Genomic DNA, 16,286 nt, shown 5'->3' on the forward strand with positions numbered 1-16,286 from the left:
ATCGATCCATCGACGATCCAGGTGCTGCCGGCCAGCGGCCGGCACTACCTTCGCGCTCGACGGCATCGCACACGCCAGCGTATGGTGGAGACGGTCCTCCACGGGTACGTCGTGCATGTCCGAGCCTGTCATCGCAACCATACTGGCGCCGCGCATCGCCGGCGCCATCCGCGATGGTTTCGAGGATTACCATGCCCGTTTCGCGGCGATCACCGTTCGCGCCCGCCTGCGCTTCGAGCAGCGCGACTGGGCTGGTGCCCGCCAGGATGCGGTCGAGCGCATTGCGCTGTACGACCTGTGCATCGCCGAACAGATGGACGCGCTGCGTCGCCTGGCCGGAGAGGTGATCGGCGAGCGCGTGCTGTGGCTGCAGGTGCACGCGGAGTACAGCGCGCTGCTGCAGGGGCTGATCGACGCCGAGCTGTACAAGACCTTCTACAACACGTTGTCGCGGCGGCTGTTCGCCACTCGTGGCGTGGATCCGGCGCTGGAGTTCATTGCTTTTGATGTCGAACCGTCCGATGCGATCACCCATCCGGTTGCCCGGCATACCTATGCGGTCTCGCCGACGCGACCGGTGGAGGCGCTGCAGCGGGTGCTGGCCGATTACCGCTTCGATATTCCCTATGCCCACCAGCTGCGCTGTGCGGCGGCGATTGCCGTACGTCTGCAGGACGATCTCGCGCATTGGGGCGACACGCCGGTGCGCAGCATCGAGCTGCTGGATACCGTGTTCTACCGCGAGCGCCGTGCCTATCTGGTCGGCCGGGTGTTCGGCGAGCATCGCTTCTCGCCGTGCGTGATCGCGCTGGTCAATGACGAGCGTGGCCTGCGTGCCGATGCGGTACTGACCCGGCGCCGCGATGTCGCCCACCTGTTCGGCGTTTCGCGCAGCTATTTCCAAGCCGATCTGGCCACGGTGGGTGATGCCGTGGTGTTCCTGCGCAGCCTGCTGCCGGGCAAGCCGATCGACGAGATCTACACCGTGCTGGGTCGGGCCAAGCAGGGCAAGACCGAGCGCTACCGAACCTTCTTCCGCCACTTCAACGAGCATCCGCAGGAACGGCTGGTGCATGCCGAAGGCACGCCGGGCATGGTCATGGCGGTATTCACTCTGCCCAGCTATCCGCTGGTGTTCAAGCTGATCCGTGACCGTTTCTCCTGGCCCAAGGCAATGTCGCGGCAGCAGGTGGAAGAAAAATATGCGCTGGTGTTCAACCTGGATCGTGTCGGCCGCCTGCTTGATGCGCAGCCGTATCGCCACCTGCGGTTCCCACGTGACCGCTTCGCTCCGGCATTGCTGGAGGAACTGCTGCAACAGTGCGCGCAGAGCGTGCGACTGGATGGCGACGAGGTCGAGATCAACCTGTGCTACGTGCAGCGCCGCTTCCGACCGTTGAACCTCTACCTGCGTGAGCAGGGCGCGGAGGCGGTGCGCGCGGCGGTGCTCGACTACGCGCAGGCAATCACCGACATGGCGCGCAACAACATCTTCCCCGGCGACATGCTGCCGAAGAACTTCGGCGTCTCGCGGCATGGCCGTGCGGTGTTCTACGACTACGACGAGCTCTGCCTGGTCAGTGACTGCGTGTTCCGTGCCTGGCCGCAGCCGCGCACGCCGGAGGAGGCCATGGCCGACGAGCCCTGGTTCCATGTGGGGCCGCGCGATGTGTTTCCCGAGCGTTTCGGCCCGTTCATGGGCCTGCCGGGAGGAGAGCTGGCAGCGGTGCGCGAGCACTACCGGCACCTGTTCGACCCGGGCTGGTGGCAGGGCCTGCAGGAACGCTTCGCCCACGGTGACTATCCGGATACGCCGCCCTATGCGGGCGCCCACCGGCTGGCGTGACCCGGCAATCAGGTTTTCAGGCACGACAGGCTGTTGCGTGACTTGGGAAGGCACGGTAGGGCGCAGCCAAGGCACTGAGCATCCGGCGATTTTTTCAGTCCGCGTACGGGTACACCACCACCCGGTTGCGGCCCTGTTCCTTGGCCAGGTACAGCGCCTTGTCGGCCAGCCGCAGCGCCTGCTCGGCGTCGACATGGAAGCTCGGGAAATGCGCCACGCCCAGCGACACGGTGATGGTGCCGACCGGCTCGAACGGATGATCGGCAATATGCTGGCGCAGGCGCTCGCCGGCCTGCCGCGCCGATTCGGTGCCGATGCCCGGCAGCAACAGCAGGAACTCTTCGCCACCGGCGCGGCAGAGGATGTCGCTGTCGCGCGAGTAGCGGCGCATCTGGTCGGCGATGTGGACGATGGCGGCGTCGCCGACGTCATGGCCGTGGCTGTCGTTGATCGATTTGAAACGATCGATGTCCAGCGCCAGGATCGCGAACGGGATGCGCTGCACCTGCAGCGCATCCAACGCCTGCTGGAGGCCGCGGCGGTTGAGCAGGCCGGTCAGTGGATCGGTGCGGCTGGCGCGGTTGAGCGTGCCGATCCGGTCCTGCAGCGCGTTGAAGCTGTGCAGTACCGCCTGCTTGAGCTGGGCGACCTCGAAATACCAGGCACGAATGCCGCTGACGTGGTTGATCGCATTGCCGGTGTCTTCACCGCCCTGCACGTTGCGCGCCAACTGCCATAGCGGCAGCGAGATGCGGCGCGCAAACCACCAGGTGATCAGCAGCGACAGCAGGCCCAGCGGGATCGCGTTCCAGATCACTGCGGTCATCAACCGCGACAGCGGCTGCAGGGTGGATTCGGTGGGGCGCTGGGCGATGATGCCCCAGCCGGTGGCCGGCACCGGTGCATAGCCGGCCAGCATCGACACCCCGCGGTTGTTGCGCACCTGCTGTGCACCGCGTTCGCCGCGAATCACCGCCTTCACCGCCGGGTTGCCGACCACATAGTCACCCACCCGCTTGCCATCGGCGTGGTACAGCAGGCGGCCGTGGCGGTCGACCACGTACAGGTAGGAACCATCGCGGTAGTAGTGCTTGCCCAGCAGCGTATGCAGCGCGCTGCGCTGGCGCAGGTACAGGGTGCCACTGACATAACCGCGATAGTGGCCCTGGCGGTCGAAGATCGGGTGCGACAGCGAGACCAGCAGCTTGCCGGTGGCCGACTGGTACGGGTCGCTGATCATCGGCTGGCGCGCCGCCAATGCGGCGTTGTTGCCGACGCTGTGCAGGATTTCACCCTGCAGCTGCAGGGTCTGTGGAGAGGTGGCGATCACCAGGCCGTCGGCATCCACCACCAGCGATGAGTTGAAGCTGTTGGTCTGCAGCTGCAGGCGGCTGGCTTCGTCCTGCGCCTGTACCCGATCGAGGTCGCTCTGGCCGAGCCGGGTGGCGGCGTAGGCCAGCTCCTGCTGTGCGGCCAGCAGGAAGTTCTGGGTGGTCTCGGCCAGCTTGGTGGCATAGACACGGTTCGCTTCCAGGGTGTTGCCGACCAGCTGGTCGCGCTGCACCCGGTAGCTGGCCAGCAGGGTGTTGGCCAAGGCAATGATGGCACTGAGCAGGGCCAGGGCAAGGATCAGCTTGCCCAGGTTGAGGCGGGGCGAAATCAGGCGCATGCGGGGCAAACGGAGGCGGAGGGCGCTCAGCGCGGGCAGGTGCCGGCGGAGGCGGGGCTGCATTATCGCCACAAACGGGGCCGCCGCGGGTGAAGTGCGCGCCCCGCGCAGGGCTCACCGTTGCAGGCGTTGGCGCAGGATGTTCCTGATCTGCCCGGCACGCTCTTCGCTCAGTGGCCCAAGTACGCCGCGTGCCTGCGTAGGAATATGTGCGCTGGTCGACATATTGGCGTCGAACACATAGTGATCGAACATCACACGCCACTGCGCGCGCTGCGCTTCGGGCAGATCGCGCAACGCCAGGATCGCCAGCATCAGTGCGTTCATTGGTGAGTCCATCCATGACGGCACCGGGCGCCACCAGCTGTTGATCAGCACGTTGAAGGCATCCAGCCCTTCCATGTGGTGCCACCAGAGTGAAGGAATGAAGACGGCGTCGCCTGGCTCCAGTTCCGCCACCTGTGCCTGTGCCTGGCCGAAGCGTGGGAAGCGCTCGAAATCCGGTGCGTGGAAGTCAACCAGGCTGATGGCCTGGCCTGCCGGGGTGAGATCCAGAGGGCCGATGTAGAGATTGCGCACCTGGTCGGGAGCGAACAGGGTGACCCGGCGACGTCCTGCGGCCACGCAGGCCAGGTTGTCCGGCACATCCTGGTGGGCGGCGATGCGCGAGCGGTTGCCTATCCAGATGCTGGTCAGCGGGTCAGCCACGCCCAGCTGCAGCGGATTGGCCTCGGCCAGGCCAGGCAGGAAGCTGTCCAGGGTGGTCGATGCCACGTAGATCGACGGTGGAGACGGTTCGTGGGCGTACTTCAGCAGCGTGGCCAGCACCACTTTCAGCGGCACCTGCTCGCGGCGGAAGTTGAAGCCGCTCATGTCCTCGTTGTAGAACAGCCGCCCACCCGCTCCCGGCGCGGCCGTGGTGGCGGTCACCGGCATCTGCCCGTGATCGAACAGGGCAAGGTGGGCCACCGCCTCGGCGGCGGACCGGCGCGCGGCGGCCACCAGTGGCCAGTGTGCCACCAGCCCACGGATCACCTTGGGTGTGGTCCAGGTGGGCAGCTGCTCGTGCAGCTGCGCCGGGCCCAGGTCATGCACTTCATCGATGGGGCGGGGTTGGGCCAGCATGCGCGCAAATCCGGAGCGGTGTGTAGAGCCGAGCGTACGCTCGGCTCCGTCGGGATGCACGGCCCCGGCCCGGCAGGGCCGAGCCGGCGCCCGGCTCCACGGCCCTGCAACAGGTCAGAACTTGTAGCGCACGCCGAACATGTAGCGTGGGCCGGTCTGGGTGGCGTAGCGCAGCATGTTGGTATGGCGCGAGTACGTGCGCATGGTCTCGTCGGTGAGGTTGATCGCCTCCAGGCTCAGTGTCAGCTGGTCACTTACCGCGTAGCTGATGTTCAGATCGAGCTGGCCATAGGCGGCAGTGTAGTTGGGATTGGGCCCCTGGCCGCCGATGCCGTTGAGGAACTTGTCGCGCCAGTTGTATGCCGCGCGGATCTGCCAGGCATTCTTGTCATAGAAGGCGACAACGTTGGCCGAGTCGCTCAGGCCGATCATCGGGTACTGGTCACCCAGGCTCAGGTTGTTGAAGGTCAGCCCCGACTTCACCTTGGTGTAGTTGGCCGCTACGCCGAAACCGGACTGGCCGAACAGGTGCTGTACCGCCACTTCCCAGCCATCGAGATGGTCCGAGTGCTGGTTGGCGGGCACGGTGACGTCGAAGCCGGCGATCGGATCTCCCGGCAGGCCGGTGATGGTGCCGGTCTTCTGACCCGCCGAATTGGTGCCGGTGTAGGTCACGCCGGGATCGCCGGCATGGTTGGTGAAGATATAGTCGCGGATGCAGGGCATGTCGGTGGTGCCGCAGCCGGAGGCCAGTGCCTCGTTCCAGTACGCACCGCCCACCGGAGTGTGCAGCGTCCCGGTGTTCTCGCGCACGATCGTGTCGCTGATGAAGTTCTTGATGTTCTTGCGGAAGAATCCAACCGAGGCATAGCTGGCCTCGCCGTAGTACCACTCCAGCGACAGGTCGAAGTTGTCCGAGATCAGCGGTTCCAGGCCCGGGTTGCCACGACTGGCGGTACCGCCCTGGGTGCGCACGATGTCGGCCAGCGACTGGCCGCTCTGGATCTGGGTCCAGCTGGGACGGCCCAGCGTGCGGCTGTAGCTGCCGCGCAGTGCCAGCGATTCGCTGAGGTCCAGCTTCAGGTCGACGTTGGGCAACACGTAGTCGTACTTGCCACGGCCACCGATGAAGCTGCTGTCGGCCGCGTAGACGATGTTCAGCTCGTTGGCCGAGCCCCAGCTGATACCGGTGGGCACGCGAACCATCGCGTTCGATTCCACTTCGGTGCGCTCATAGCGCACGCCGGCGGCTACGTGCAGCGGCATCGACCAGTCAAAGCTGGTGCGGTACTGCAGGTAGGCACTGCGGGTCTTCTCGGTGGTGCGGATGTCCTCTGAATACTCGCTGGGCGCGTAGTAGCAACTGGGGCATGCCGGATCGGATGTGGTGCCGACCTGCGCGGCGCGATCGATCAGGCGGTCGAAGTCGAAGACCAGGAACTGGCCGGTCAGGCGCGGATCGCTGTGGCCGGAGAATGCCTTGAAGTACTTGGCCATGTTGTCCGCATACCAGATGTCATCGGCGTAGTCGGACGGCGTTCCCAGGCCACCCCAGGTATTGCGCTGCATGATCGCCGAGGCCGAGCGGTTCTCCACCTGGGCGTGGCCGATGCCGAAGTCCAGGGCCGAATAGTCTGCGAAGCGGAAGGTGCCGCGGCCCTGGTACTGCTGCACCTTGGACTTGTTGTAGCTGTTCTGGAATACCGACCCGGTCACCAGCGCATCGGATGCCTGCACGCCACCGGGCGGCAGGGCGATGTTGATGATCGGCAGGTCGCCGCTGTAGTCGACCGTGGTCTTGCCGCGCACGAAGGCGGCCACGCCCAGCACGCCGGCAGAACCATACGGGCTGTCCGGCTTCGATTCGGCGGTGGAGTTGTGTGCATCGAACGACAGGTCCAGCGCATCGTTCACTTCCCAGTCCACGTTGAAGCCCAGCGAATGCATGCCGGTCTTGGTGGCCAGCTTGGCGCCACCCATCGACACATCGGAGTTGGTCATGTCCTCGCTGTAGATGATCGGCGCGGCCACCGGGCCGCTGGTCCAGGTACTGTCGCCGGGGCCGTAGTTGAACCATACCGACAGTTCGCTACGCTGCTGCTGCACCTTGTTCTCGACATAGGTGTAGTCCAGCGTGGTCGTCACATTGTCGGCCGGCTTCCACTGGAACGTAGCCTGCGCGTTGGTGCGCTGGCGCTGCACGCCATTGACGTTGTAGGCGGTGTTCTGCGGGCGTGCGTACACATCGTCCGGCCCGGGCCGGTTGGTGATGCGATCGGCGTAGCCCTGGCCAGGCTGCGGCAGCGCACGCCAGTCCGTGGTGTTGTTGCCGTACAGGGTCGCCCAGCCCTCGGCCACCGTGGCCTGGTTGAAGCCCGAATCGCGCTCCTGATGGCTGGCACTGAGGGTCACGCCGAAGCGGTCATCGGCGTAGCGCTGGCTGAAGATGCCCGACAGCTCGCCGGTGATGTTCGAGCCCTGCAGCGTGCGCGGCAGGTTGTCGTTGGATGAATCATTGACCGCCTTCAGGCCCAGGCTGATCACCGGCTCCGATTCCAGCGGGCGCATCGTCTTGATATTGATGGTGGCGCCGATGCCGCCAGCCGGATTGTCGGCGCGGCTGGTCTTGTACACCTCAACCGCCGAAACCGATTCGGATGCGAGGTTGGCGAAGTCGAACGAGCGCGAGCCGTTGAGGCCGCCACCGCCGTTGCCAAGGTTGGATGCAGGCATCTGTCGGCCATTCAACAACACCAGGTTGTAGTCCGGGCCGATGCCGCGCACGGTCACCTTGGAGCCTTCGCCGCTGGAGGTGCGGTCGATCGACACGCCACTGATGCGCTGCAGCGACTCGGCCAGGTTGGTGTCCGGGAACTTGCCGATGTCCTCGGCGACGATGCCATCGACCACGCCCTGGCTGTCGCGCTTGAGGTTCATCGACGACTGCAGGCTGCCGCGGATACCGGTGACCTGCACGGTATCGAGCGTGGCTGGATCGGCAGGGGCGGCGGCGGGCGCGTCCTGTGCCCAGGCCGGAGCGGCCAGTGCTGCAAGCAGCGCGGAAGTGAGCATCGTCTTGCGAGGTACTGCCGTGTACGTCTTCATGGAAGCTCCCTCCCCAGGGAATTCGGTTGTGTCGGTGCGGCGCTGTCGTGATCGCGGTTACTGCACGTGGCCGGATTGGAGCGACGGTTGACAGCGTTGTCAACAAACTGCCATCAAGTGCGCCTGACCAGCGGTCGTGCCGGCCGTGATGTAACCGTTGCCATGGGCCCGCTCGCACCGATGAATTGCCTTAAAGGAAGGCATCTGCAGCGGTTTTCAAGGTATGACAGCGCTGCCAATCCGATTGCGGAAAAGCGTTGTGCGGTGCAGAACGAAACTGCGCGGATGGCGGTGCGGAACCTTGCCAGTACGGGGTGCAGCGAGCTGACAGCGCTGGACAACCCGGAGCGGCGTCGCATGTCGCACATGACCGATGGATGGCTTTAATCACTGACCGGGAGGACAGGCTTTGGACACAGCAACGACCGTCAGCGGACAGCACGTGCAGGGCAATACCCGCGCGCTGGCTGTGGTGACCGCGATCTTCTTCATGTGGGGCTTCCTCACCTGCCTCAACGACATCCTCATTCCGCACCTGAAGGCCGCCTTCGCACTGACCTGGGTGCAGGCGATGCTGATCCAGTTCACCTTCTTTGGCGCGTATTTCCTGATGTCACTGCCGGCCGGCCGGCTGGTGGCGGCGGTCGGCTACAAGCGCGGCATCGTCGCCGGCCTCGCGATCGCCTGCGTGGGTGCGCTGATGTTCTGGCCGGCGGCGGCCGCACACGTGTACAGCCTGTTCCTGGCGGCGCTGTTCGTGCTGGCCACCGGCATCACCGTGCTCCAGGTGGCCGCCAATCCATACGTTGCGCTGCTCGGTGACGAGCGCACCAGCTCCAGCCGGCTGACCCTGGCGCAGGCGATGAACGCGCTGGGCACGACGCTGGCGCCACTGTTCGGCGGCCTGCTGATCCTCTCGGCGCAGCCACGCAGCGAGGATGAGCTGGCCCTGCTGCCGCAGGCCGAAGCACTGGCCTATCGTGCGGCCGAAGCACAGTCGGTGCAGCTGCCGTACTTCGGCCTGGCGGTGGCGCTGTTCCTGCTGGCTGCAGCGATCTGGATGTTCCGCCTGCCCACCATTGCGGGCGTGGAGGGGCGCATCAGCGGCGAAGGCCGCGTGTGGGATGTGCTGCGCCATCGCCACGTGCGCCTGGGGGTGCTGGCCATCTTCTGTTACGTCGGTGCCGAGGTATCCGTCGGCAGCGTGCTGGTTAACTTCCTGTCCTCGCCGGGCATCGGCCAGGGCCTGTCCGAACAGGAGGCCACCGGCTATGTCTCGCTGTATTGGGGCGGTGCGCTGGCCGGCCGCCTGGTGGGTGCCGCACTACTGGCACGCTTGGACGCACGCCAGTTGCTTGGCCTGTTCGCACTGATGGTGATGGTCTTGCTGGGCATCACGGTCACCGCCAGTGGCGGTATGGCCAAGTGGGCCGTGGTCAGCATCGGTCTGTTCAACTCCATCATGTTCCCGACCATTTTCGCCCTGGCCATCGCGCGCCTCGGCGCACTCACAGGAAAGGCCTCCAGCTTGCTGGTGATGGCCATCGTTGGTGGCGCGGTCATTCCGCTGGCGATGGGCTGGCTGGCCGACAGCTACGGCCTGCAGGTGTCTTTCCTGCTGCCGATGCTGTGCTACGTCTACATCGCCTTCTATGCATGGAACGGCTCACGGCTACCGGCGCCGTGAGCCACGTGTTGCCGTTGTCAGCGCCGGCGTGGCGCGGCAGTCGATTCGCGATCCAGCACCGCATGTTCAACCGTGATCATGCGACCAGCGGCCTCGGCACGGATGTGCTCGATCAACTGCTCGGTTGCCAGCCGGCCCATGTAAGCGGTCGGCTGGCGCACCGTGGTCAGCGCCGGGTAGATGTGCCCGGCGATCGGCGTATCGTCGAAGCCGCACACCGACAGATCGCGTGGTACGCGCAGGCCACGCTCGCCAGCCACGCGGTACACCGCCGCGGCCATGTCATCGTTGGCCGCGAAGATCGCCGTTGGCGGGTCGACCAGGTCAAGCAGGGCATTGGCGGCGTCCACGCCCGATTCGAACGAAAACTGGCCTTTGACCACCAGCTCCGGGTCGTAAGCGATGCCGGCCTCGCGCAGCGCCTGGCGGTAGCCGGCGTGGCGCCACTGGCAGGCCCCATGTGCGCGTGGGCCCTTGATGTGGCCGATGCGCCGATGGCCCTGCGCGACCAGGTGGCCAATCAGTTCGATCACCGCTGTGGTCTCATCCATGCGTACGCCGATGCGGCCTTCCGGGTGGCGCGGCGCGATGCAGGCGAAGGGAATTTCATGCTCCTCCAGATAGGACAGCACCACCTCGTCATCGGTCAGCGGCGGGATCAGCACGACGCCGTCGGGGCGCGAATTCTCGAACAGCGCGGCCAGGTCGGGCAGGGTGCGGCGGCCGGTGCCGACCGGGCCCAGGATCAGGTTGTAGTGCTGCGCATGGCAGGCTTCCAGCATGCCGCTCTGGATTTCCATCAGGTAGTTGCGCGAGGGATTGTTGTAGACCAGCGCCAGCGCATACGAGCGCTGGCCGGCCAGGCTGCGTGCCGACGGGTTGGGCTTGTAGCCCAGCCGTGCCACGGCCGACAGCACCCGTTCGCGGGTCTGCTCGCGCACGTTCGGCTCGTGGTTGAGCACGCGGGACACGGTCTTGATCGAAACCCCGGCAACGGCGGCGACATCCTCGATTCGACTGCGCATGGTGCGATGGATCCTCCTGGAAGGCGGCGGGCACGCGGCGATGGTAGAGCGTGGTGGCCCGGTCGGTGTTGCCGAAGCAGGCGGATGTTGCCACGACAGGAGGTGCGCTGGCACGTCCCGATTCCTTGTCGCGATGCAACACACGGGCACCACTGTAGCGCGCTTGTGATGTGCCGGGGCCCGTGGTTGAGGGGCGGCCACCACAGCGCGCACGAGCAACGATTGACAGTACGGGAGCGGGCTTATATGACAGCGCTGTCAGGAACGGCACGCAGGTGCCCGCGCTGTCGTGCTGCTGCAGCCCCGCACGCCAGGAACTTCATCCACGGAGGTAGAACCCAGTGAATCGCCCCACCCAGACCCTTCTTGCCAGCTGCCTGCTGGCGGCCCTTGCCGCGCCCGCCGGTGCCGCACCGGCCAGCGGCGAACGCCTGCAGGACTGGCCGCACGTGCAGAGCGCGATCACCGCCGACGCGGACATCGAAAGCCGCGTGCAGAAGATCCTTTCGCAGATGACGCTGGCGCAGAAGATCGGGCAGATGACCCAGGCGGAAATCAAGACGATCACGCCCGAGCAGGTGCGCCGCTACTACATCGGTTCGGTGCTCAACGGCGGCGGCTCCTGGCCGGGCATGGACAAGCACGCCAGCGCGCAGGACTGGCTGAAACTGGCTGATGCGTACCACGCCGCCTCGCTGTCAACAGACGCGAAGACGCCGGTGCCGGTCATCTGGGGCACGGACGCAGTGCACGGCCACAACAACGTGCTGGGCGCGACCCTGTTCCCGCACAACATCGGCCTGGGCGCGGCCGGTGATCCGGAACTGATCGAGCGCATCGGTGAGGCGACGGCGCGTTCGGTGCGCGCCACCGGCATCGGCTGGGTGTTCGCGCCCACCCTGGCCGTGGCCCACGACCCGCGCTGGGGGCGCACCTACGAAAGCTATTCGTCCGATCCGGCGGTGATCCGCAGCTTCGCCCATGCCTACGTCAAGGGCGCGCAGGGTCGCTTCCACGACGACGGCAACGTGATCACCACCGCCAAGCACTACCTGGGCGACGGCGCCACCGACAACGGTCGCGACCAGGGCGAGGCGTTGGTCGACAAGGCGACGATGATCAACGTGCATGCACAGGGGTATTACGGCGCGCTGGCCGAAGGCGCGCAGACAGTGATGGCGTCCTTCAACAGCTGGAACGACCGCGCCGCCGGTATCGACTACGGCAAGATGCACGGCAGCAAGGCACTGCTGACCGATGCACTGAAGGACAGGATGGGCTTCGACGGCTTCGTTGTCTCCGACTGGAACGGCATCGCCCAGGTGCCCGGCTGCCGCAACGACAGCTGCGCGCAGGCCATCAACGCCGGCATCGACATGGTGATGGTGCCCGACGACTGGAAGGCGTTCATCGACAACACCATCGCGCAGGTCAAGAGCGGCGAGATCCCGGTGGCACGCATCGACGATGCAGTCACCCGCATTCTGCGGGTGAAGCTGCGCGCCGGGCTGTTCGAGCGCAAGCCGTCCGACAGCCGCTATGCCGGTGATGCCAGCGCAGTGCAGCACCGCGACCTGGCGCGCCGCGCGGTGCGCGAATCGCTGGTGCTGCTGAAGAACGAAGGCAAGCTGCTGCCGTTGCGCCGCGATGCGCGCGTGCTGGTGGTCGGCAAGGGCGCCGACAGCATCGGTGACCAGTCCGGTGGCTGGTCGCTGACCTGGCAGGGCACCGGGAACAACAACGCCGATTTCCCCAATGCCGATTCGGTGCTCGGTGCGCTGCGCGCGGAACTGGGCGCAGACAAGGTCAGCTTCAGCGTCGACGGCCAGGGCGTCGATCCGAAGGCCTTCGATGTGGTGCTGGCGGTGATCGGTGAGACGCCGTATGCGGAAACCAACGGTGACATCCTCGCCTCGGACACCGTGAGCCACAGCCGCGCCTACCCGCAGGATCTGGCCGCGCTGAAGGCCGCGGCGGCGACTGGCAAGCCGGTGGTGACGGTCTACATGTCCGGTCGGCCGATGTACACCAACGACCTGCTCAACCTGTCCAGCGCCTTCGTTGCGGCCTGGCTGCCGGGCACCGAAGGCAAGGGCGTCACCGATGTACTGGTGGCGGGCAAGGGCGGAACGCCCGCGCATGACTTCCGCGGTCGCCTCAGCTTCCCGTGGCCGAGCGTGCCTTGCCCGGCGCCGATCGACCAGCCCGATGCGAAGAAGCCGCCGCTGTTCCCGCTGGGCTATGGCCTGAGCTACGCCAGGAGCGGCAAGGTTGCTACGCTGGGCGAGGCCAATCCGGACAGCTGCGGTGAAGTGACCCTGCTGCCCATCTTCAACCGCGCCGACACCCCGCCGTTCGCTCTGCACGTGGCCGCGGCCGGTGCCACCCAGCCGCTGGGCAACGATCTGAATTCCACGCTGCGCTGGCCGACCGCCACGCCGGTGGTGCAGGTGCGCACCGTGCAGGTGAACACCCAGCAGGACGCCAGGGAAGTGACGTGGCTGGCCCCGGCGCAGCTGATCGCGCGCAGTACCTCACGCCGCAACCTGGGCGCGCTTGCGCGCAGCAATGGCGCACTGCAGTTCGACGTGCAGCTGGTGAAGCGCCCGGCATCGCCGGTGAAGGTGACCATGCAATGTGGCACCGGCTGCGAAGGGGGAGTGGACATCGCCCCGCTGCTGGGCAAACTTTCGCCCGGGCAGAAGCAGACGGTGACCGTGCCGCTGGCGTGTTTTGCAAAGCAGGGTGTGGATCTGGGCGCGGTCGAAGCACCGTTCGTGGTGAGCGCGGACACGCCGTTCGCCGCGGCGTTCACCCAGGTCAAGCTGACCGCCAACACGGCCAATTCGGAGGGCGCGGTGGCCTGCCCGTGATCTGGATGGATGCGCCGGGCCATGCCCGGCGTGTCTGTGACCGCGCGCGGTGATGCATTCCGCCGGGCATGGCCCGGCGCTACCGGTAGATCCACGCCACGCGTGGATGGGCCGTCCCGAAAACAAAAAAAGCCCCGCAGTGCGGGGCTTTTCTCTTATCGCTTCATCGAACCGAAGAACTCGTCGTTGGACTTGGTGTTCTTCATCTTGTCCAGCAGGAACTCCATCGCGGCCATTTCATCCATCGGATGCAGCAGCTTGCGCAGGATCCAGATCTTCTGCAGCAGTTCCGGCTCGATCAGCAGGTCTTCGCGGCGGGTGCCGGAACGATTGATGTCGATGGCCGGGAACACGCGCTTTTCAGCGATGCGGCGGCTCAGGTGCACTTCGCTGTTGCCGGTGCCCTTGAACTCTTCGTAGATCACCTCGTCCATCTTCGAGCCGGTGTCGACCAGCGCGGTGGCGATGATGGTCAGGCTGCCGCCTTCTTCCACGTTGCGCGCGGCACCGAAGAAACGCTTCGGGCGGTGCAGGGCGTTGGCATCGACACCACCGGTCAGCACCTTGCCCGAGCTCGGCACCACGTTGTTGTAGGCGCGGGCCAGGCGGGTAATCGAGTCCAGCAGGATCACCACGTCCTTCTTGTGCTCGACCAGGCGCTTGGCACGCTCGATGACCATTTCGGCCACCTGCACGTGGCGCGCGGCCGGTTCGTCGAAGGTCGAGCTGATGACCTCGCCGCGCACGGTGCGCTGCATTTCGGTCACTTCTTCCGGGCGCTCGTCGATCAGCAGCACGATCAGGTGCACGTCAGGATGGTTGGTGGTGATGGCCGTGGCCACCTGCTGCATCATCATCGTCTTGCCGGCCTTCGGCTGGGAAACGATGAGCGAGCGCTGGCCCTTGCCCTGCGGCGCCATCAGGTCGAGGATGCGGCCGGTGATGTCTTCCGACGAACCGTTGCCACGCTCCAGGGTGAAGCGGCGGCGCGGGAACAGCGCGGTCAGGTTCTCGAACAGCACCTTGTTCTTCGATGCTTCCAGCGGCTCACCGTTGATGGTGTCCACGATCGACAGCGCGAAGTAGCGCTCGCCGTCCTTGGGGAAGCGGATGCGGCCGGACAGGTGGTCGCCGGTGCGCAGGTTGAAGCGACGGATCTGGCTGGGCGAGATGTAGGTGTCGTCCGGGCCGGCCAGGTAGCTGGCTTCGGCCGCGCGCAGGAAGCCGAAGCCGTCCGGCAGGATTTCCAGCACGCCGTCGGCGGCAACGCCGTCACCATGGCGGGTCAGCACCTTCAGCAGGGCGAAGATCACGTCCTGCTTGCGCGCGCGCGCCACGCCTTCGGAGATCTGCAGCTGCTCGGCGATCTCCAGCAGCTTCTGTGCCGGCATGCGCTTGAGGTCGCTCAGCGAGTAGACCGGGAAACCTTCCGGCACGCTGGCATGCGGACGCGGCACGAAGGGCTGCTGCTCGCCGTTGTCGTTGGGCATGCCGTCATCGCGGAAGCGACCACCGCCACCGCCGCCGTTGCGATCACGATCGCGGCGGTTGCGGAAACGGTCGCGGCGATTGCCCTGGCCCTGACCCTGCTGGTTCTGGTTGTACGGGTTCTGGTTCTGGCCACCACCCTGGTGGTTCTGCTGCCGCGGCTGGCCGGATTCGCGGCCCTCACCACTGTCACCGCCGCCACTGCTGGCAGGCGCCTCGGCGGCGGGCGCGCTCGGCGCGGGAGGCGCTGCAGCCGGTGCCGGCGCTTCGGGCGCGGCTGCCAGCGGCAGGGTGGGCTGCGCCGGGGCGGCGCTGGTTTCGGCGGCGGCCGGAGTGGCAGCCTTGGCTACGCGGGGCTTGCGCACGCGCTTTTCGGCGGGCGCTTCGGCGCTGCCGGTTTCGGGAGTGTTATCGGACAAGAGCGTTATTCCTCGCTTGAAGGTGCGAGCGCCCGGCTGGGGCGGCGAACGTTGGGAATGGGTCTGGAAGAAACTGCGTCCAGAGGGTGCGGCACGCGAACGCGGCCGGATATGCCGACACTATCATCGGCCCGCGGCGCCGTGCAAGGGTCACCGGGAACTGCATTCATGCTGGCGCGGTATGCGCCCACCGGCAGCCGCGGGTGGCGGCCGCCGGTGTTGTCACGCAGGATCAGGCCAGAGCCTTGTCCAGCAGGCCGGCCAGCTGGGCCTTGCCCACCGCGCCGATCTGCTCGCCGACCTTCTCGCCGTCCTTGAATACGACCAGGTACGGAATCGAGCGCACGTGGTACTTGGCGGCCAGCGCACGGTTGTGGTCGACGTTGACCTTGGCGATCTTGGCGCGGCCCTGGTAGGCGTCGGCCAGTTCGTCCAGCGCCGGGGCGATCATCTTGCACGGGCCACACCACTCGGCCCAGAAATCGACCAGCACCGGCTCCTTGGAATTCAGCACTGCGCTATCAAAGTCGGCGTCGCCGACATGTACAACCTTGTCGCTCATCTTGGTTTCTCGTCTTGGATTGCACCCGGCGATGCCGGAGGTGGGTGAACTGGGCCATGCCCGGTGGCGCGACCCTCGTCGTTGCCTCGCGGCGCACTGCCGCGGTGCGTTCGGCGGGATGCCTGGACGCTCACGGCCGGCAGTGTACCCCTATCGCAGGGCAGGGACAGGCGCCGGCTGGAACCCAGCGTATCGTGATCGCTTCGATGCCTGATATGTGTCGGATTTCACTGTCCTCCTGTACATGGGGTTGGCAGCGGGCGACACCAGCGCCTCTGGCAGGGCTGTTCAAGTCCGGTGTTGCTGGGTGAAGGGTCAGCGTCTCCCTGCGTGGTGAGACGCGTCATTCCGGTTTGTCGGCCCGAGTGCGTTAAACTGGAACATTGAGCGGCGCGCGGACCCGGTGGTCCCGGCCCGCCGACCCGCCGCAGGGGCCGCAGTTTGCGACGGTGCCCCCAGACGATGCAGTGCCGCCCGCCCGCTGGCC

At 66.3% G+C, this 16,286-nt stretch carries 9 protein-coding genes; 3 read left to right on the forward strand and 6 right to left on the reverse strand.

Annotated features, from left to right (window positions below):
* Positions 1-115: 115 nt before the first annotated feature.
* Positions 116-1,846 carry a bifunctional isocitrate dehydrogenase kinase/phosphatase gene (aceK, locus tag AC13GA_RS12395; protein WP_482998245.1) on the forward strand — a complete coding sequence of 577 codons (1,731 nt, stop codon included), beginning with the start codon at positions 116-118 and terminating at the stop codon, positions 1,844-1,846.
* A 94-nt stretch (positions 1,847-1,940) separates the two neighbouring features.
* Here the strand turns inward: aceK and AC13GA_RS12400 are convergent, their stop codons facing one another.
* The 3 genes from AC13GA_RS12400 to AC13GA_RS12410 all read right to left on the reverse strand — a co-directional run bounded on the left by AC13GA_RS12400 (position 1,941) and on the right by AC13GA_RS12410 (position 7,745).
* A complete protein-coding gene (locus tag AC13GA_RS12400; protein WP_046986063.1) occupies positions 1,941-3,515 on the reverse strand; it encodes a sensor domain-containing diguanylate cyclase in 1,575 nt (524 codons plus the stop codon).
* Positions 3,516-3,629: 114 nt separating this feature from the next.
* On the reverse strand, positions 3,630-4,640 hold the full coding sequence (locus AC13GA_RS12405) for a cupin-like domain-containing protein (RefSeq protein ID WP_482998246.1): 1,011 nt from the start codon (positions 4,638-4,640) through the stop codon (positions 3,630-3,632).
* Between the two features lie 114 nt (positions 4,641-4,754).
* The gene (locus AC13GA_RS12410) at positions 4,755-7,745 is read right to left on the reverse strand and encodes a TonB-dependent receptor (protein ID WP_482998247.1); all 2,991 of its coding nucleotides are present in this window, start codon (positions 7,743-7,745) and stop codon (positions 4,755-4,757) included.
* Positions 7,746-8,235: 490 nt separating this feature from the next.
* Here AC13GA_RS12410 and AC13GA_RS12415 point away from each other — a divergent pair, with 490 nt between their 5' ends.
* Positions 8,236-9,432 carry a sugar MFS transporter gene (locus AC13GA_RS12415; protein WP_482998454.1) on the forward strand — a complete coding sequence of 399 codons (1,197 nt, stop codon included), beginning with the start codon at positions 8,236-8,238 and terminating at the stop codon, positions 9,430-9,432.
* 17 nt (positions 9,433-9,449) lie between these two features.
* On the opposite strand, the gene AC13GA_RS12420 is transcribed toward AC13GA_RS12415, so the two are convergent.
* On the reverse strand, positions 9,450-10,457 hold the full coding sequence (locus AC13GA_RS12420) for a LacI family DNA-binding transcriptional regulator (protein WP_482998248.1): 1,008 nt from the start codon (positions 10,455-10,457) through the stop codon (positions 9,450-9,452).
* 341 nt (positions 10,458-10,798) lie between these two features.
* Between AC13GA_RS12420 and AC13GA_RS12425 the strand changes: the two genes are divergently transcribed.
* Complete coding sequence (locus tag AC13GA_RS12425) at positions 10,799-13,330, forward strand: glycoside hydrolase family 3 protein (RefSeq protein ID WP_295379553.1); 2,532 nt, start codon at positions 10,799-10,801, stop codon at positions 13,328-13,330.
* A gap of 155 nt (positions 13,331-13,485) precedes the next feature.
* Here AC13GA_RS12425 and rho read toward each other — a convergent pair whose 3' ends face one another.
* The gene (gene rho / locus AC13GA_RS12430) at positions 13,486-15,237 is read right to left on the reverse strand and encodes a transcription termination factor Rho (RefSeq protein WP_136639414.1); all 1,752 of its coding nucleotides are present in this window, start codon (positions 15,235-15,237) and stop codon (positions 13,486-13,488) included.
* Positions 15,238-15,469: 232 nt separating this feature from the next.
* On the reverse strand, positions 15,470-15,799 hold the full coding sequence (gene trxA / locus AC13GA_RS12435; protein WP_005411275.1) for a thioredoxin: 330 nt from the start codon (positions 15,797-15,799) through the stop codon (positions 15,470-15,472).
* Positions 15,800-16,286: the final 487 nt, after the last annotated feature.

Source organism: Stenotrophomonas sp. 22DLJC03, from assembly GCF_056861405.1.

Bases quoted from the DNA above. Each gene is read 5' to 3' on its own strand.
- trxA (WP_005411275.1), bottom strand. From the start codon at position 15,799: ATGAGCGACAAGGTTGTACATGTCGGCGACGCCGACTTTGATAGCGCA.
- AC13GA_RS12400 (WP_046986063.1), bottom strand. From the start codon at position 3,515: ATGCGCCTGATTTCGCCCCGCCTCAACCTGGGCAAGCTGATCCTTGCC.
- AC13GA_RS12415 (WP_482998454.1), top strand. From the start codon at position 8,236: ATGTGGGGCTTCCTCACCTGCCTCAACGACATCCTCATTCCGCACCTG.
- aceK (WP_482998245.1), top strand. From the start codon at position 116: ATGTCCGAGCCTGTCATCGCAACCATACTGGCGCCGCGCATCGCCGGC.
- AC13GA_RS12410 (WP_482998247.1), bottom strand. From the start codon at position 7,745: ATGAAGACGTACACGGCAGTACCTCGCAAGACGATGCTCACTTCCGCG.
- AC13GA_RS12420 (WP_482998248.1), bottom strand. From the start codon at position 10,457: ATGCGCAGTCGAATCGAGGATGTCGCCGCCGTTGCCGGGGTTTCGATC.
- AC13GA_RS12405 (WP_482998246.1), bottom strand. From the start codon at position 4,640: ATGCTGGCCCAACCCCGCCCCATCGATGAAGTGCATGACCTGGGCCCG.